Genomic DNA, 16,718 nt, shown 5'->3' on the forward strand with positions numbered 1-16,718 from the left:
GTTTGACAATCATCGAATAGTTGACCATGATCGTGCCTCGTGACTATTCGACGATCATCAAATGATCGGTTGCGGCTGAGCACGCTGGTCGTGCTCGCGGTGGGCACCTTCGCGGTCGGCGCGGACGGCTTCATCCTCAACGGGCTGCTGCCCGAGATCGCCCGCGACCTGAGCGTCCCGGAGTCGGTCGCGGGCCAGCTCACGACGATCTTCGCGGTGACGTACGCGGTGGGTTCGCCGGCGATCGCCTCGGCGACGGGGACCTGGGACAGGCGGGTGCTGCTGGGCGTCGGCCTCGCGCTGTTCACGGTCGGGATGGCCGGGCAGGCGCTGGGCACGACCTTCGCGGTGGTGGCGGTGGCCCGGGTGCTGGCGGCGCTCGGCGCGGCGGCGTTCCAGGCGAACGCCTACGCGGTGGCCGGTGCGCTCGCGGCTCCGGAGCAGCGCGGCCGGGCGCTGGCGACGGTCGCGGCGGGGATGACGGTGTCCACGGTGCTCGGCGTTCCGCTCGGGGTGCTGGGCGGGCAGTGGTTCGGCTGGCGCGCTGTCATGTGGCTGATCGGCGCGGTCGGGGTGCTGGTGGCGATCGCGATCCCGACCCTGCCGCGGGTGCAGCTGCCGGTGGTGCGGTTGCGGGAGCGGATGGCCGTCCTGGTGCGCCCGGCTGTGCTGCAGGTCCTGCTGATCACTGTCGTCGGCATGTTCGCGAGCTTCACGGTCTTCGCGTACCTGCCGCTGCTGCTCGGTTCCGCCGCGCCCGGCGCGGTGCTGTCCTGGGTGCTGGCGACCTTCGGCGTCGGCCAGGTGGTGGGGAACTCGCTGTCCGGCCGCGGCACGGACGGCTTCGGCGCGAAGCCGGTGCTGCTGCTCTCGCTGGGTGGCATGGCCCTGGTGTTCGCCCTGCTCAACTGGGCTGCGCTGACCTTCCCGACGACCCTCGTGATCGGCTTCGGAGCGGGCGCGTTCAGCGGCATGCTGATGGTCCCGCAGCAGCACCGCCTCTACGAGCTGGCCCCGGACACCCCGACGGTGGCGCTCGGCCTGAACGGCTCGGCGATCTACGTCGGAGCGGGCCTCGGCTCGGCGATCGGCGGAACGGTCCTGGCGACAGCGGGAATTCCCTGGCTGGCCCCGACAGCAGCGGCGGTCGCCGTTCTGGGCCTCGTCCTCACCCTCGTCACCGCGAACCGCCGCGCCCCGGCGGCCCCGAAACCCCGAGTAGCGGCCTGACCGGTGACGTGTGCCTGAACTCCTCCCCGTAGCAGGGGAAACGGTGGCCGGGCGCGGGGAGGGGGTCGCGCCCGGCCGCCGGGGTGGGCCGGTGCGGCTGGTGGCCGGGGGATCGTCGAGCCGCACCGGCCCGGCCTTGGGTGGTGGGTGGGGTCGTGAGTGCGTAACAGTGTTCGAACACTGTTACGCACTCACGACCCCTTTCACCTGCCTGTGGAGGACGTTTTTCACGTGCGGAGGTGGTGGCGGCCGGTGGGGTGGTCGTCGGGGTCGAATGCTGGGAACTCGGGTTGTGGTGGTGCTGGTGGTTGGGCTGGTTGCGCTGGGGGTATCGGTGGGTGTTCGCGGTGGCGGGGTCCTGGGGTGGCCGCGGTGGTGCGTTCGTTTTCGATGTCGGCGATGAGGTGCCAGACGGTGTATTCGCCGTCGCCTGTTCCCGCGTGCTGGCCCGCTGCGAATCTCAGACCTCCGAACGGGACCTGGGTGGCGATCATCGCCAGGAGCAGGACGTTGAACAGGACGAAGGTGCTGAGCTGGATCCAGAACATGAGGATGGGTGTTCCTTTTTCTTGGTGTGGCTGGTCAGGGTTCGTGAGCGGGGATGGCCGTAAGGGCGGCCATCCCCGCTCACGAATGCGTGTCGGCGAGCAGGCGCCAGCAGGTCATGCAGGACTTCTCACGGATCCAGTCCACTTCGGACCGGTCATGCAGCTCCGAGGCATCGGTCTTCGCCCCGCAGTAGGCCTCGACCCGCCCATCCGGTGGGGCTTTCGTTGCCGCGATGGGAAAAGCGTGACGGCCACCCGTGACCGGACGCCACACGTACGTCAAGAAACCAGACATCCCGACTCCCTTCGATCCGGATGCGGCAAGTCTTGCAATCATCAGCAAGGCTTGCAATTACCCGATCGAGCGGGATCAACTTTGCGGGGGTGAGCCCGTAATCTGTGTCTATGCAGGACACACCTCGGGCGAGGGCATTGGCGAAAGAGCTTCGCGCTGCGCGCAATGCGGCTGGTGCAACGATGCGGCAGGTCGGTGACGTGCTGGGGTGGTCCGAGGCGAAGGTCAGCCGTTTCGAAACCGCGCAGCGGGGCTTGAACCTGGAGACGACCAAGGCGTTCCTGGATGCGCTCTCGGTTACCGGCGTGAAGCGGGATCGACTGCTGAAGATGGCCCGCGAGCTCGATCAGCCGGTCTGGTGGGAGTTCGGCGGCGGTGTTCCTGTGCAGCTGAGCGAGCTCGCGGACGCGGAGAGCAGGGCAACCCGCATCACCTCGGTTGCGGAGATCCGAATTCCTGGCCTGTTGCAGACGCGGGAGCACACGCGGGCACTGCTGGCCGCCTTCGGAGTCGAGCCCGACGATCGTGTTGAGCAGCTGGTTGCGATTCGTCAGGTCCGCCAAGGGATCCTGACCAAGTCCGACCCGGTGGAGTACGAGGCGATCCTTGACGAAGCGGTGCTCTGTCGAGCTGTTGGCGGCGGAAGGTCGATGGCGGAACAGCTTGATGAGCTGGTCAGAGTCGCATCCCGTGACAACATCACCATCCGAATCGTCCCGTTCTCCGCTGGTGAGCACACCGGTCTGGACGGGGGCTTTCATCTGCTTGAGTTCGTGAGTTCACGTCCAGTGGTCCACCTGGAGCAGCGCCGTTGCGGAGTGTTCCTGGATGACCCGGATGACGTAGCCCCGTTCGTGCAGGCCCGGTCTACGCTGCGTCAGACAGCGTTGGGGCCGGATGACTCCCTTGAGCTCATCTCGACCTACGCGAGGCGGCACGAGCGCGAAGGGTGAGCCTTGATGGACGCGATCAACTGGCGGAAATCGAGCTACAGCGGCAGCCAGTCTGAATGCGTTGAAGTGGGTTGGTCGAAGTCCTCTTACAGCGGAAGCACGTCCAACTGCGTCGAGGTGGCGTTGGAGCCTGAGGTGGTCGGGGTTCGGGACTCGAAGGATCCGGGTGGGGCCGTGTTGGCGTTCCCCCGGCGGCAGTGGATGGCCTTCGTCTCAGGGCTGCGGGATCGCCGCAGGTAGGTAAGGCCGTCCGGGCGGTTCGCGGAAGAAGTTTCGCGAACCTTGTCCACCTTCGGGACGCCCTCTTGTACCCTCTGCAATCGTGATCACACCAGTGTGTGACCTGCAATGATCACGAAGGGGTAGGGGGACTCCGTGACCACGGGGATGGAAGGCTTCGCCGCAGGCGCCAGCGCACTCGCCGGACAGGCCGCAGGCCTCCGCGCTGCAGTCGACAGCGGCAAGGTCGTCATGACGCCGGAGGCGGCCGAGCGCGTGGCCAAGATCTACGAGGACAAGGCCGACAAGCTGCAAGTCAAGATGCGACGCACCGAACGTCTCATCGCTAAGGGCGCCTTCGGCGATTGCAACATCGGGCGTGCTCTTGGGCAGAAGTTTGAAGACAAGGTCAATGCTCCTGAAGTTGGCCTCGTGGCAATTCTGACCAAGATGCAAGAAATTCTGCGGAACATGGCGCAGGCGTACCGGGACTCCGCCCGGGACATGCAGAACACGGACGACGAGCACGCTCGCAACCTGAACCGGAACGTCTGATCTGATGGTGGTTATGCGTACGACACGACTCACGGTCGCCGTGGTTGGGACTGCTGCCGGGTTTCTCCTCGCTGGATGCTCCACTGGTGGTGGGAGCGTTGACCCTACGACTGCACCTGCACCCAAGAACGTCCTCGCGGACGTCGACCCCTGCACCGTGCTGTCTGCCGAGGAGTTGCAGCAGTTCGGCGTCACTGAGCCAGGGGAACCCGTTGACCAGGGCATTGGCGAGCAGGGCTGCGACTTCGACACGGACACTTCCGGCTTCACGATCTACAAGGGCGAGACCGACAGCATCGCCTACTGGCAGGGACAGCGGGACAAGTTCGCGATCTTCGAAGAGAACAAGGTTGGTTCGAGCAACGGCATCAAGCAGGTCACCAAGGGTGCTGTTGGCCAGAGCTTGTGCAGCCAGGTCATCGAGGTCGGTAGTGGATCTGTGAGCGTCCAGTTCGGGTACGACGCCGACAAGAAGCAGAGCGACGAGGCCACCTGCGCCAAGGCGATGGAGATCGCGCAGGTCGTCGAGACGAAGCTGCCGAAGTAGGGGATTAGCCGAGGGGGAACGGCATGGTTGACGTTTTCGGGGCGATTGGAGACGGCTTCTCCAGAGTCACCGGGATAGGCGAGACGCGGGCTGAGGAGCACCAGCGTCTCATGGCGGAAGCCGCCACCGCTGCCAGCCAGAAGCGCAGCCAGCAGCTGGCTCAGCAGCAGCAGGGTCTGCAGATCGAGGGCACCGACCCGGCGTCGATCACTCAGCACGACAACTGGAACAACTGGGACCACGCCCGGCTGTACAACCAGCTGAGGGAGTCGCTTCAGCCGAAGGACATCAACGAGTCCGGCGACGCCTGGATCAAGCTGGGCGAGGAGATCGCCGAGATCTTCGCCGACCTGGAGCCGGAGACCCGCAAGGCGGCAGGTGACCAGCTGCAGGGCGAGGCTGCTGAAGCGGGCCTCAGCGCTGCGAAGCCGTTGCAGGACTGGGGGCAGAAGTTCGGCGACTCCTTGAGTGGTACCGGCTACAAAATCCAGGAAGCCGGGAACGCTGCTGCGCAGACGAAGGCGACGCTGGAGCCTCCGAAGGAGTTCGACGGCCTCCGCAACGGGATTCGGAGTCTCGCTCCTGGCGGCGGCATCGTTGACGGCGCTCAGCAGATGATGGAGCAGCGGGAGGCTGAGCAGCAGGCTCGGCAGCTCGTGCAGAACGTCTACGCCTCCGGTTACCAGGCCGTCGACACCAGCACCCCGACGTTCCCTCCGCCCGTCGACCCCCTGAACCCGCCTCCGCCGCCGGACCAGGGGCGGAGCACTCCGCAGGGGATTTCCTCCACGCCGTCCGGGATTTCCGGGCAGCCGTCCGGGAGCGTCACAGGCGGCGGCAGCGTGTCGGGTGGTGGCGGCGTCACGGGCGGCGGCAGCGTGCCCGGCGGCGGTCTGCCGGGTGGTGGCTACACGCCTCCGGCGCAGAGCGGTTCGCAGTGGGCCGGGCAGCAGCCGAACGTTCCCGGGCCGGGCCTGGGCGTTCCGTCGCCCGGTAGCACTCCGCCCGGTGGCGGTGGCGGCGGTTTCCTCGGCGCGATGCCGCCCGGCGGTCCGGGTGGTCCGGGTGCAGGTGGCCGCGGTGCCGGTGGGCTCGGCGGCGCTGGTGCGCGCGGTGCCGGTGCCGGTGGCATGGGCGCTGGTGGTCGGGCCGGTGCTGGTGGTCCGGGCGGGCCCGGGATGGGCGCTGGCGGTCGTGCGGGCGTCGGCGGGCTCGGGGCCGGTGGTGCTGGTGGCGTTGCTGGCGGTGGAGCCGCTGGGGGGCGTGGTGCCGGTGGCGGCATGGGCGCCGGTGCTGGTGCTGGTCAGCGCGGGCAGGGCAGCGAGGACCAGGAGCACGACCGGCCGAGCTGGCTCGAGGAGCAGGACGACATCTGGCTGGACGACATGCCCAAGACCGCTCCGCCGGTCTTCGGCGACTGGGGCAAGTGACGGGGGTAGGCGTGTCCGAGCGTTGGCTGCTGCCACCGCTGTGGTTCGACTTCTGCTGGGAGATCGGGCGTTTCGACGAGTACCCGTTCCCGATCGCGGTGCGCTCGCACGGCGCGACGCTGGAGGAGCGCGCCGTGCTGCGCCAGCGGGCCCTGCCCGAGATGCAGGCGGCGGGGCTGCTCGGCGGAACCGGTCTCGCACCGCGGTTCGGGCAGGTGCTCGCCCAGCTGGCCAAGCCCGGCCTGTGGGTCGAAGGGCTCTGGCTGCCAGACGAGACCACCGATTCGCCGGTCCGGCTGATGTCGGTGGCCAGCGAGGAGGGCGCGCTGCTGCTCGTTCAGGACTCCGGCGAGTCCGAGAGCTACGGCGGTGACCTGCGGATCTCCGTGCACCCGCGGACTTCGGTGGTCGCGGCGGCGATCCAGGGCATGCCCCCGGCGCCGCCCGGCAAGCGCCCGCGCCTGGCGGTCCCGTGCGCCGAGCTCGCGCAGCAGCAGGGGCCGGTCCCGGACGAGAGCTTCGACGAGATCGACATGATGCAGTCGGCGTCGACGCCCAAGCGCACCCCGTCGGGCGCCGAGGCGCTGCGCGCGGTCCTGGAGGAGCAGCACCTCCGGGACGGGCAGTTCACGGTGAACATGCGCGACCGGCACGGCCGCACGCGCCGTTCCCAGGTCCTCAAGTGGTTCGACGCGCGCGAGCCCGACGGCCGCTACGGCGTGACCCAGCAGCAACGCCCCGGCGTCGGCCCCGAGCTGGTCCTGGCCCCGCTCGCCCCGCCGGACCTCGGCAAAGCCCTGGAGAACCGCGTCGCCGAGGTCCGCACCGCGGCCTGACGTCGTCTACGCGATTTCCATTGAAATCGAAGACCCGATTTCAATGGAAATCGCGCGCGGAAGCCCCGACCCCGTCCGGAATGTCCGGTAAGTTTCGGGGCGGAGCCGCCACGGCCGGTGATCGGACCCCACGCGGGGTGCTCGATCAGGGGCAGACTGTTGGTGCGCTCGCACCCTTAACCTCTAGGGTGCTCGGGGGGAGTCGGCGCGCCGAGCGATCGGCGGTCGGACGACGACGTCGCCGGGGCCGCGCTCCGGCGACGGTGAAGGAGTTCTGGGTGTCCCTGCACGTCTCGATCGACTTCGGCACGTCGAGCACATGCACGGTGGTCTCGGTCGGTGGTGCCGAACCACAGGTCGTGGTCATCGACGGTCAGCCGCTGGTCCCGTCCGCGGTGTTCGCCGCCGCCGACGGCACGCTGTTCGTCGGTCACGAGGCCGAGCGGCAGGCGGCGGTCGACCCCGCCCGGTTCGAACCGCACCCCAAGCGCCGCATCGACGAGGGCGAGCTGCTGCTGGGCAGCACCGTGCTGAAGGTCGGCGACGTGATCCGCGCCGTGCTGCAGCGCGCGGTGAACGAGGCCCGCCGCTTCGCCGGTGGTGCGGCCGTCGACCTGCTGGTCCTGACCCACCCCGCGGACTGGGGATCGGTGCGCGCCGGGGAACTGCGCCAGGCCGCCACCGGACTCGGCAAGGAGATCGTGCTCGTGCCCGAGCCGGTCGCCGCCGCGGTCTTCCACTCCGCCGGGTACGGGCTGCCCGACGGCGGCGCGCTCGCCGTGCTCGACCTCGGCGGCGGCACCGTGGACGCCAGCGTGGTGCGCAAGCAGGGCGCGTCCTTCCAGGTGCTGGCGACCCGCGGCGAACCGAACTTCGGCGGCGCGGACATCGACCAGGCGCTGCTGGAGCACATCGGCCAGCTCGTCTCCAGCACCGACCCCGAGGCCTGGGCCAAGCTCGTCGAGGGCCGCGAGATGGCCGACCGCCGGCGCCGCCGCGTGGTGCGCCAGGACGTGCGCGGCGCGAAGGAGACCCTGTCCCGGCACACCTACACCGACGTGCCGATGCCCCCGCCGTTCTCCGACGCGCACGTCACCCGCGTCGACCTGGAATCCCTGATCGCCGCCCCGCTGGGCAAGGCCGCCGACCTGGTGCTGACCACGCTGCGCGAGGGCCGGGTGCAGCGCCAGCAGCTCGCCGGGGTGTTCCTCGTCGGCGGGTCGAGCCGAATCCCGTTGGTGTCGCGGCTGATCCACGAGCGCACCGGCGTGGTACCGACCACTTTGGACCAGCCGGAGACGGTCGTCGCGCGCGGCGCGCTGCGCGCGGTGCGGCTCGACCCGGAGCGCACCGGGGGCCTGGCGCCCGCCGGGGCGTGGGCCGGGACGAAGACGGTCCGCTCCGTGCCGATGCCCACCACCCCGCCGCCCGGCATGACCGCGGGCGACTCGCTCAGCCGCGCCCGCACGGTCGTCATCGGCGGCAGCGACACCACGCTCCCGGTCGCCAAGCCGCAGCGCCGCGCCAAGAGCAAGCTCCCGTGGCTGATCGGCGGCGGTGCCGCCGCCGCGATCGCCGTCGGCGCGGTCGTGACGGTGCTGCTCACCAGCAGCGGCGGGGACGCCGTGGCCGCGCAGAAGGTCACCGCCTACGACTACGCGTTCAGCTACCCCGGCCACTGGGAGGAGGCCGGGGGCGACAAGGCGAAGTTCCAGACGCTGCTCCAGCCCAAGGACGGCGAGCAGGGCTCGATGATCGCCGTCGAGGAGGGCCGCCTCGGCTTCGACACCGACACCGACCGGGCCCGCGCGGTGCAGATGCTGCGCTCCGAGTACGAGCAGTCCGTCGCGCAGGGCAAGCCGTTCTCCAAGTTCACCGCAACCGCCAGCTTCGGCGGCCAGGAAGTGGTCTACTACCAGGAAACCCTGCCGGAGACGACCGTCGAGTGGTACACGCTCTACCGCGGTCAGTTCAAGATGAGCGTCGGCTGCAAGTACGGACCGGCAGGCAAGGAAGACGTGGCCCGCGCGTGCGAGCAGGTGGTCCGAACGTTGGCGGTCGGCTGAACCGCAGGTGAAAACGCGGCGGAATGCCGTTGTCGAACGCTTTCGAACCCACCCCGTGACCGCGCGCAAAATGCAATTCGCTCGCGCCGAGCCGGGCGGGGAAGGCTTTGACATGGACGCAGCAGCGGAATCGGTCCGCAAATTCCGCGCCGAACTGGCCGCCGCGATCGGCCGCGGGCACCGCGCCCGCGCCGAAGCGCACCGCCGCGCCGTCGACTTCCAGCGCGGCACCCGGGAACTCGCAGCGCAGGCCGGTACCACCGGCGAGGGCGAGCAGCGCGAGGCGGCGCTGGCGCACCGCAACCGGATGGGGCTGGAAGTTCCCGAAGCGGCGAATCCGAGTGCCCGCGATGCCGAGGAGAAGGCGCAGCCGACCGGGAAATCGCAAGAGCAAACGCCGTCCGATGGCAGCGACCTCGACTTTTCCCGAGCGCAAATCATGCGATGACCTGCGGGTTCCGCGCGCGGCGTTTACATCAGCAACGGGTTCCGCAGAAATCCAGGACAACGTGGAACCGAACGTGGCAATGTCTGCGTCGCAGGTTCATCCGAACTTGTTGACGAGTTTGAAGGGGGTCATCCGAAGATGGCTGGGATTGGTGCAGACACCGAGGCGATCCAGCAGGCGTCCGTCGACATCGACGAGGCGCGCAACGCTGTCGAGCAGGCGCTCCAGCAGCTGCAGGGTCAGCTCGAGGGCCCGGTCGCGAACTGGAAGGGCGCGGCTGCGGACGTCTTCCGCAAGCTGATGGACCAGTACGAGCAGAGCGGCAAGAAGATCATCCAGAAGCTGGACGAGCTGGGCCAGAACGTGAAGTCCTCGGGTCAGGACTACGCGCAGACCCAGGAGGACCAGGCCCAGGAGATCTCCAAGATCGCCAGCCTGCTCGACGGCTGACGCTTCCGAGTCGCACACTCCACTTTCTTCAGAGGCATTTGAGGGGATAACGCAATGAGCGAGATCAACGTCAACTTCGCGGAGCTGCAGCAGGCTTCCGACGACCTGCAGGCCGCGGCCCAGAAGATCCAGGGCGAGCTGGACGACCTGGAGGGCAAGATCCAGAAGCTGATCTCCACCTGGGAGGGCGAGGCGCAGGAGTCGTACCACGCCGCCCAGAGGGAGTGGGACGCCGAGGCGGCCAAGATGCAGGAGACCGCGGCCAAGATGGGCATGGCCGTCGGCGCCGCCAACGAGGCCTTCCAGGCCGGTGAGAAGAAGAACGCCGGCCGCTTCGGTGGCTGAGCTCACCCGCTGAGCGCTCTCGCGGCCCCGGCGATCCGCCGGGGCCGCGTGCTGTGCCCGGGACCTGCCCGTCGGCGGGGACCCGGGCATTGCTATGCTGGATTCGGCGATCTGCCAGGTCAGAAACCTCGCCCCCGCTACCGAGGACCCGTTTTGACCGGGCCAGAAGCCACCAAGTACCCTCATTCTTTGTTGTGCGGTGCGCGGCTGCAGTTCGCGCCAGCGGATCGGATCTGCGGATCACGGTCCCGGCGGCGGTGCTGACGGACGTGCCGGTCCCCGAGGAGGGGCCGACCGACGTGATCGAGACGGGCTCCGCACTGACGATTCCGACGCGAACGACGACGAGGTAGACCCGTGCGCACGTACAGCCCGAAGCCCGGCGAGGTGACCCGCGCCTGGCACGTGATCGACGCCGAGGATGTTGTGCTCGGCCGGTTGGCAACTCAGGCCGCGACGCTGCTGCGCGGCAAGCACAAGCCGACCTACGCACCGCACGTGGACACCGGCGACTTCGTCGTCGTCATCAACGCGGAGAAGGTTGCCCTCACCGGCAACAAGCGTGAGCAGGCGTTCCACTACCGGCACAGCGGCTACCCCGGTGGTCTGCGCAAGCAGTCCTTCGGTGAGGTGCTGGAGAAGCACCCCGAGCGGCTGCTCGAGAAGGCGATCAAGGGCATGCTCCCGAAGAACAAGCTCGGCCGGGCCATGGGCAAGAAGCTCAAGGTCTACGCCGGCCCGGAGCACCCGCACCAGGCCCAGAACCCGCAGCCGTTCGAGATTAAGGCGAAGGTCCAGAAGTGACTGACGAACTTCAGCAGGAAGAGGCAGTGAACGCCCCGGAGGAGACCGTCGAGGCCGTGGAGGCCGCCCCGGCTCCCCTGCCGGTGCCGACCGGTCGCCCGGTGCAGACCGTCGGTCGCCGCAAGGAGGCCGTGGTCCGCGTCCGGCTGGTGCCGGGCAACGGCGGCTTCAAGCTCAACGGCAAGAGCCTCGAGCAGTACTTCCCGAACAAGGTCCACCAGCAGATCGTCAAGGAGCCGCTGGTGACCGTCGAGCGCCTCGAGGGCTTCGACGTGCTGGCCACCCTGCGCGGCGGCGGCCCGTCCGGTCAGGCCGGTGCGCTGCGCATGGCGATCGCCCGTGCGCTGGTCGCGTACGACGCCGACGACCGCCCGGCGCTGAAGAAGGCCGGCATGCTCACCCGTGACGCGCGGGAGAAGGAGCGCAAGAAGTACGGCCTCAAGAAGGCCCGCAAGGCGCCGCAGTACAGCAAGCGCTGACGCGAACCAGACACGATTTGCGGGAGCAGTCGGAAGTCCACAACGGACTCCCGGGCTGCTCCCGCAGTCGTTTCGGGGGCTGTTTCTCCCGCGCGCGGTCGCGAGGCGCCGCCGTGCAGAATGAGCACGAGGATCGAGAAGGGGACTTGCTGCTGATGTCTCGGTTGTTTGGCACCGACGGGGTGCGTGGACTGGCCAATGCCGATCTCACCCCGGAACTGGCGATGTCGGTGGCCGCTGCGGCGGCCCGGGTGCTCTACGACCGGGACGATTCGAAGCGCCGCGTGGCGCTGGTCGGCCGCGACCCGCGGGCCAGCGGCGAGATGCTGGAGGCGGCCGTCACCGCGGGCCTGACCTCGGCCGGTGCGGACGTGCTGCGGGTCGGCGTGCTGCCCACCCCGGCGGTGGCGCACCTGGTGGCCGAGCTGGGCGCGGACCTCGGCGTGATGATCTCCGCCTCGCACAACCCGATGCCCGACAACGGGATCAAGCTCTTCGCGGCGGGCGGGCACAAGCTGCCGGACGCGGTCGAGGACGAGATCGAGGCCCGTCTGGACGAGCAGGTCGAGCGCCCGACCGGCGTGCACGTCGGCCGGGTCCGCGACGTGCCGGACGCGGTGCAGCGCTACGTCGACCACCTGCTCGAAGCCGCCCCGCAGCCGCTGAACGGGCTCAAGGTCGTGGTGGACTGCGCGAACGGCGCGGCCTCGGCGGCGGCCCCGGAGGCCTACCGCCGCGCGGGCGCCGACGTGGTGGCGATCAACGCGGAACCGGACGGCCTCAACATCAACGACGGCGTCGGCTCGACCCACCTCGACGTCCTGCAGGCCGCGGTCGTGGAGCACGGCGCGGACCTGGGCGTGGCGCACGACGGCGACGCCGACCGCTGCCTGGCGGTGGACGCCTCCGGCGCGGTGGTGGACGGCGACCAGATCATGGCGGTCCTCGCGGTGGCCATGGCAGAGGCGGGCGAGCTCACCGAGAACACGCTGGTCGCGACGGTCATGAGCAACCTCGGCCTGCACCTGGCGATGCGCGAGCAGGGGGTGGCCCTGCGCACCACGGCGGTCGGCGACCGCTACGTCCTGGAGGAGCTGCGCGCCGGTGGCTTCGCCCTCGGCGGCGAGCAGTCGGGCCACGTCGTGCTGCCCGCCCACGCCACCACCGGTGACGGCCTGCTCACCGCCCTGCGCCTGATGGGCCGCGTGGCGGCCACCGGCACCCCGTTGTCCTCGCTGGCCAAGGTGATGCGCCGCCTGCCGCAGGTGCTGATCAACGTCCGCGTGGCGGACAAGGTGGCGGCGGTGGCGTCCCCCGAGGTGATCGCGGCGGTGTCGCAGACCGAGACCGAGCTGGGCGAAACCGGTCGCGTCCTGTTGCGCCCATCGGGTACTGAGCAGCTCGTTCGGGTCATGGTGGAGGCCCAAACGGAGCAGAGCGCACAGGACGCTGCGGAGCGTTTGGCGGAAATCGTTGCCGCGATCCGGTGAAGTTGTGATGTAGATCTCTCGCGGATGGTCAAAGTGTGAGATCCTGCTCACATGGGTGCCATCGTTGTCGCCATGATCGTCGGGCTCGTCGCTGTCGGGCTCGTCGTGGGTCTCGTGATCTTCTCCGCCCTCGCGGTCGCCGGTCTCAAGGCCGTGAACGCCGCGCACGAGGGAAGGTCCTGGTTCGTGAACCGCCGGAACCGGAGCTGACCCGACCATGCGCGGCCAGTTCTTCGGCGACCTCCTGATGGTCCTGATCATCCCCCTGGTCTGCATGCTCGTCGCAGCCTTCCTGGCGGTCCTCCTCGCCCACGGCGGAAACCTCCAGCAGTTCCTCCCCAGCAGCGGCTACTGACCGCTGCGCGCCCGCGGCTCGATCGACCCGCGGGCATTCTGCGTGCGGGCTGCTCGGTCGACGATGGTGATGTGTTTCGACGCTCTCCTGCCGCTCGGCATGGCGCCTCCGATAGGTTCGGGGTCCGGAACCGATGATGGGAGGCTTCGGTGCTTGGTGATCTTCTGCCGGTGCTTGTGCTGAGCATCCTGGCCGGGGCGGGCTGTGGTGCGCTCGTCGCCGTCGTGATGACGAAGAACAAGGCGCCGCAGCAGCAGTTCCCGGCGCAGGGCGTGCAGCAGTACCCGCCGCAGCAGGGCCCGTACTACCAGTGACTTCTTGGGGAGGAAGCTCGTGCTCCTGATCGCGTTGGTGATCAGCATCCTGTTCGGCGGTGGTGCAGGCGCCCTGACCGCTTTCCTGATCGTCAAGAACAAGACCCGTGCCCCGCAGCAGCCGATGGGCTACCCGCCCCAGCAGGGCTTCGCCCAGCAACCCCAGCAGTTCCAGCAGCAGCCGGGCTTCCCGCAGCAGCCGCCGCAGCAGGGTTACGGCCAGCCGCCGCAGGGCCCGTACCCGCCGCAGTGATCGACTTCTCCCCTTCGCGGATGCAAGTACCTGGCCGGATCTGCCATTTGGCGGGGCGGAGGCTGTCAAGATTGGGAACCGAGGAAGGACTGGGCGCCGTCGGATACAGCAGTAGCCGACGTGCTGTGGGCTGACGGCGGAGGGGAGATTCACGGTGAGTGGGCTGGGCGCCAATACTGGCGAACTTGCATCAGCCGCGACATCGGTCAAAGGGTGCTCGCAGGCCATCGGAGAGCTGAAGAACGGCGTTGCAGCATCCAAACTGGGAAAGAACGACTTCGGGCGCGAGCACACCGGTGCGGCTGACCCGTACTTCGAGGGGCTGAAGAAGATCTCCAAGGCGTTGGAGAAGAACGCCTCGGTCACCGATGAGTTCGCGAACAACGTCAATTCGGCTGCTCGTGGTTACGAGTGGGACGACAGCAACAACGCAGCCGAGGTCGGCAAATCTGGTGGTGACCAGTGAGCGATCCGAACCGGGAATACCCGTCTTGGCCGGACGTCAAGAAGGTTCTCGACGATCCCAACGTGCCGGAGGAGCACAAGCGGGATCTCGTGCGGAACCTGAAGGACAACAGCACGCTCTACGGGGGGTTGGAGCGCCGTCGGGCCGAGGAAGCTGACTCGGACGATCCGGGGGCGGCTGTTGACCGCTTCGAGGAAGACCTCGGCAAGTACGAAGAGAAGTACAAGGTCAAGTACGACCAAACCCACGAGGCCTCCAGAGATTCCGACATCCGCGATGTCTACGACGAGGCGAAGAAGGCTGGCTCGGACGAGAGCGGCTACGACGACGCGGTCAAGAAGAACAAGGGCGCGCTGGAGGACATCACGCGCAAGGCCTCCGATGGAGGCGCGGGGTGCTCGAACTCCAACGAGATCCTGGATCAGGGTGCGCCTGCGCTGGAGTACTTCGGCAACTTCGCCCCGCTCTACAAGGAGATGCCGCAGCACTTGCAGCAGGCGCAGGGCGACATCTCGAAGGAAGGCGTCCAGAAGCGCTACGACGAGCAGCGCGACATCAACTTCGCGAACTTCAAGGCGGACGCCGACGAGTTGAAGGAAGCCGCGAAGACGCAGCGCGAGCAGAGCCAGGCCATGGCCGACAAGATGGCAGCGGCCTGGGGGAACTGGAGCGGTTCCGCATCTGAGGCGTCGCAGAAGAACTTCGCGGACATCAACGCCGGTGCCACGAAGGTCGGCGACTACCTCGGCGACACCTCGCAGATCATCAACGATGCCGTCCACAACGTGTCCAAAACGGTCGTGGACAAGGCCAAGAACGTGCTCGACGCGATTCCGGACCGCAACACCGTCGGTGGCAGGACTTCTCAGCAGATCCGCAACATCATCGACTGTGCGTCCAAGACGCCGAGCGAAGACCAGATGATCGAGGTCTGCGGGTACTTCGGCATCGAGGTCGACAACGGTTGCACTGAGAGCGATACCTTTAAAACGAAGGTCGCGCAGGAATCGACGTCGTGGCTGGCCGGGACCTTCAAGCCCGACTTCGAGGAGAAGTACAACGCCGTCATCAAGATCTGCGATGACACCAAGAAGGCCGTGGACGACCACTGGAAGGTGTTGACGGACCACCTCGCCGGGGTGGAAGAAGACCCGTTCAAGAACCCCGGTGGCAAGGACGACGGCGGCCAGCCCGACGGTCAGCAGGGCGGCGGCAACAACGGTGGTGGCGGCACCCCGGGCGGCGGCGGTGGTGGCGGTGGCACCCCCGGCGGCGGTGGCGGGGGTGGTGGCGTCCCCGGTGGTGGCGGTGGCGGCACCGGTGCAGGGGGCGGCGGCGTCGGCCCGGACGGCGGCGGAATCCCCAAACCGCCGGAGGCGCCGGAGATGCCCAAGCCACCGGAGATGCCCATGCCTGGCGAAGGCGGGGCTGGTGGTGCAGGTGCCGGGGGCGAGAACGAGAAGGTCACCCTCGGCGAGGGCAAGGACGCGGTCAGCGTCGAGGCTCCGGGCGCAGACGGCAAGACCAAGGTCGAGTTGATGGGCCCCGACGGCCAGCCGAAGACCTACGAGGTCGACTTCGGCGGCCAGGGCGGTCCTGGGCAGCCGATGCCGGGGCAGCCGGGCGTTCCCGGGCAGCCGGTGCCCGGCGTGCCGGGCGGCGTTCAGACCATGCCCGCACCGGCGCCGGGCATGGGTGCCCCGGGCCAGGGCGGCGAAGGCGCCATCCCGGTGCAGCCCGGTGAGGACGGCAAGGCCGTGATCAACGAGGGCGACCGCACGATCACCCTCGAACGCACGCCGACCGGTGAGGTCAAGGTCAGCGTGGACAACGGCGGTGGTCAGCCGCCGCTGAACCAGACGATCGGGTTCGGGGGCGACCAGCCGAACGCGCCGATCGGCGGCCCGGAGGGCGTGCAGCCCGCCGAGTTCCGCGAGGCGTTCCGGGCGGAGCCGACGATGCCCGAGGCAGGCGTCAGCACGCCGCCGGCAGCAGGCACGGCGATGCCCGCACCCGACATGGGTGCTCCGCTGCCGCCCCCCGACGCCGGAGCGGGCTCGGCCATGCCGACCTACGACGGCGCAGGCTCCGCGATGCCCGGCTCCGACGGCGTGGGCACGATGCCTGCTCCTGGCAGCCCGGCACCAGGGATGGTGGATCCCACCGCGCCTGCGCCTACCACGGCTCAGGCCGCGAGCTTGTCGAGCTTCAGCCCGACCGGTGAAGGCGTGCAGAACTCGTTCGGCAGCGCCTCCGGCCAGCTGTTCGGCGACGGCCCGGGGCAGCCGGGAGCCCAGACCGGGTCTACTGGCCTTTCGTCGTTCGGTGACTCCGCGTCCAGCGATTCGCAGGGCGCTACCGGCCTGTCGTCGTTCGGAGGCGAAGCAGGGCAGGGACAGGGAAGCGGTCAGCAGAGCTCCCAGAACCCGAGCGCTGCCGCGGGCGGCGGCATGATGGGTGGCGGCATGATGGGCGCGATGGGCGGTGCGCACGGCGGCCAGCAGGGCGGCGAGCAGGAGCGCTCCAACTCCAGCCCGTGGCGCACCCAGGGGCAGCTGTTCGACGATGGCGTCCAGGCGTCCAACGTTCGCTTCCAGTCGGTGCTCGGTGAGGACCGGGATCGGTGACCAGTAGG

Annotated in this window: 21 protein-coding genes; 20 read left to right on the plus strand and 1 reads right to left on the minus strand. The window is 68.7% G+C overall.

Features of this window, described 5'->3' with window-relative positions; translation table 11 throughout:
• Positions 1 to 69: 69 nt before the first annotated feature.
• Positions 70 to 1,230 (plus strand): MFS transporter, encoded by a 1,161-nt coding sequence (locus tag F1721_RS14305; protein WP_342782930.1) that lies wholly within the window; start codon positions 70 to 72, stop codon positions 1,228 to 1,230.
• Between the two features lie 627 nt (positions 1,231 to 1,857).
• On the opposite strand, the gene F1721_RS14315 is transcribed toward F1721_RS14305, so the two are convergent.
• Complete coding sequence (locus F1721_RS14315; RefSeq protein ID WP_150067151.1) at positions 1,858 to 2,073, minus strand: hypothetical protein; 216 nt, start codon at positions 2,071 to 2,073, stop codon at positions 1,858 to 1,860.
• A gap of 110 nt (positions 2,074 to 2,183) precedes the next feature.
• Between F1721_RS14315 and F1721_RS14320 the strand changes: the two genes are divergently transcribed.
• The 19 genes from F1721_RS14320 (at position 2,184) to F1721_RS35335 (ending at position 16,710) form a co-directional block, all read left to right on the plus strand.
• Positions 2,184 to 3,026, plus strand: a complete 843-nt coding sequence (locus F1721_RS14320) for a helix-turn-helix domain-containing protein (RefSeq protein WP_150067152.1) — start codon at positions 2,184 to 2,186, stop codon at positions 3,024 to 3,026.
• A gap of 6 nt (positions 3,027 to 3,032) precedes the next feature.
• A complete protein-coding gene (locus F1721_RS14325; RefSeq protein ID WP_150067153.1) occupies positions 3,033 to 3,266 on the plus strand; it encodes a DUF397 domain-containing protein in 234 nt (77 codons plus the stop codon).
• 135 nt (positions 3,267 to 3,401) lie between these two features.
• Positions 3,402 to 3,800 carry a hypothetical protein gene (locus F1721_RS14330; RefSeq protein WP_246154867.1) on the plus strand — a complete coding sequence of 133 codons (399 nt, stop codon included), beginning with the start codon at positions 3,402 to 3,404 and terminating at the stop codon, positions 3,798 to 3,800.
• Between the two features lie 13 nt (positions 3,801 to 3,813).
• Positions 3,814 to 4,347 carry a DUF3558 family protein gene (locus F1721_RS14335; RefSeq protein WP_150067154.1) on the plus strand — a complete coding sequence of 178 codons (534 nt, stop codon included), beginning with the start codon at positions 3,814 to 3,816 and terminating at the stop codon, positions 4,345 to 4,347.
• A gap of 110 nt (positions 4,348 to 4,457) precedes the next feature.
• Positions 4,458 to 5,777, plus strand: coding sequence for a PPE domain-containing protein (locus tag F1721_RS14340; protein WP_246154870.1), 1,320 nt, complete (start codon positions 4,458 to 4,460; stop codon positions 5,775 to 5,777).
• A gap of 11 nt (positions 5,778 to 5,788) precedes the next feature.
• Positions 5,789 to 6,613: an ESX secretion-associated protein EspG gene (locus tag F1721_RS14345; RefSeq protein ID WP_150067156.1), complete on the plus strand. Its 825-nt coding sequence runs from the start codon at positions 5,789 to 5,791 to the stop codon at positions 6,611 to 6,613.
• Positions 6,614 to 6,891: 278 nt separating this feature from the next.
• Positions 6,892 to 8,679, plus strand: a complete 1,788-nt coding sequence (locus F1721_RS14350) for a type VII secretion-associated protein (protein ID WP_170301480.1) — start codon at positions 6,892 to 6,894, stop codon at positions 8,677 to 8,679.
• Between the two features lie 112 nt (positions 8,680 to 8,791).
• The gene (locus tag F1721_RS14355) at positions 8,792 to 9,127 is read left to right on the plus strand and encodes a hypothetical protein (protein ID WP_170301481.1); all 336 of its coding nucleotides are present in this window, start codon (positions 8,792 to 8,794) and stop codon (positions 9,125 to 9,127) included.
• 138 nt (positions 9,128 to 9,265) lie between these two features.
• Positions 9,266 to 9,577, plus strand: coding sequence for a WXG100 family type VII secretion target (locus tag F1721_RS14360; protein ID WP_150067159.1), 312 nt, complete (start codon positions 9,266 to 9,268; stop codon positions 9,575 to 9,577).
• A 54-nt stretch (positions 9,578 to 9,631) separates the two neighbouring features.
• Positions 9,632 to 9,922: a WXG100 family type VII secretion target gene (locus F1721_RS14365; protein ID WP_150067160.1), complete on the plus strand. Its 291-nt coding sequence runs from the start codon at positions 9,632 to 9,634 to the stop codon at positions 9,920 to 9,922.
• A gap of 357 nt (positions 9,923 to 10,279) precedes the next feature.
• Entirely contained in the window at positions 10,280 to 10,726 is a 447-nt protein-coding gene (rplM, locus tag F1721_RS14370) for a 50S ribosomal protein L13 (protein ID WP_150067161.1), read from the plus strand.
• Positions 10,727 to 10,752: 26 nt separating this feature from the next.
• The gene (gene rpsI, locus F1721_RS14375) at positions 10,753 to 11,205 is read left to right on the plus strand and encodes a 30S ribosomal protein S9 (protein WP_387510902.1); all 453 of its coding nucleotides are present in this window, start codon (positions 10,753 to 10,755) and stop codon (positions 11,203 to 11,205) included.
• A 155-nt stretch (positions 11,206 to 11,360) separates the two neighbouring features.
• The gene (glmM, locus tag F1721_RS14380) at positions 11,361 to 12,695 is read left to right on the plus strand and encodes a phosphoglucosamine mutase (RefSeq protein WP_150067162.1); all 1,335 of its coding nucleotides are present in this window, start codon (positions 11,361 to 11,363) and stop codon (positions 12,693 to 12,695) included.
• A 51-nt stretch (positions 12,696 to 12,746) separates the two neighbouring features.
• Entirely contained in the window at positions 12,747 to 12,905 is a 159-nt protein-coding gene (locus F1721_RS34430; protein WP_170301482.1) for a hypothetical protein, read from the plus strand.
• Positions 12,906 to 12,912: 7 nt separating this feature from the next.
• The gene (locus F1721_RS34435; protein ID WP_170301483.1) at positions 12,913 to 13,050 is read left to right on the plus strand and encodes a hypothetical protein; all 138 of its coding nucleotides are present in this window, start codon (positions 12,913 to 12,915) and stop codon (positions 13,048 to 13,050) included.
• 149 nt (positions 13,051 to 13,199) lie between these two features.
• Entirely contained in the window at positions 13,200 to 13,364 is a 165-nt protein-coding gene (locus F1721_RS35070) for a hypothetical protein (RefSeq protein WP_246154872.1), read from the plus strand.
• Between the two features lie 19 nt (positions 13,365 to 13,383).
• Positions 13,384 to 13,617 carry a hypothetical protein gene (locus F1721_RS35075; RefSeq protein WP_246154875.1) on the plus strand — a complete coding sequence of 78 codons (234 nt, stop codon included), beginning with the start codon at positions 13,384 to 13,386 and terminating at the stop codon, positions 13,615 to 13,617.
• 154 nt (positions 13,618 to 13,771) lie between these two features.
• Positions 13,772 to 14,083, plus strand: a complete 312-nt coding sequence (locus tag F1721_RS14390) for a type VII secretion target (protein WP_150067163.1) — start codon at positions 13,772 to 13,774, stop codon at positions 14,081 to 14,083.
• On the plus strand, positions 14,080 to 16,710 hold the full coding sequence (locus tag F1721_RS35335; protein ID WP_281288760.1) for a WXG100 family type VII secretion target: 2,631 nt from the start codon (positions 14,080 to 14,082) through the stop codon (positions 16,708 to 16,710). The genes F1721_RS14390 and F1721_RS35335 overlap by 4 nt, the downstream gene beginning before the upstream one ends.
• Positions 16,711 to 16,718 lie beyond the last annotated feature (8 nt).

The sequence above is a fragment of the Saccharopolyspora hirsuta genome (assembly GCF_008630535.1).
GTDB lineage: Bacteria > Actinomycetota > Actinomycetes > Mycobacteriales > Pseudonocardiaceae > Saccharopolyspora > Saccharopolyspora hirsuta.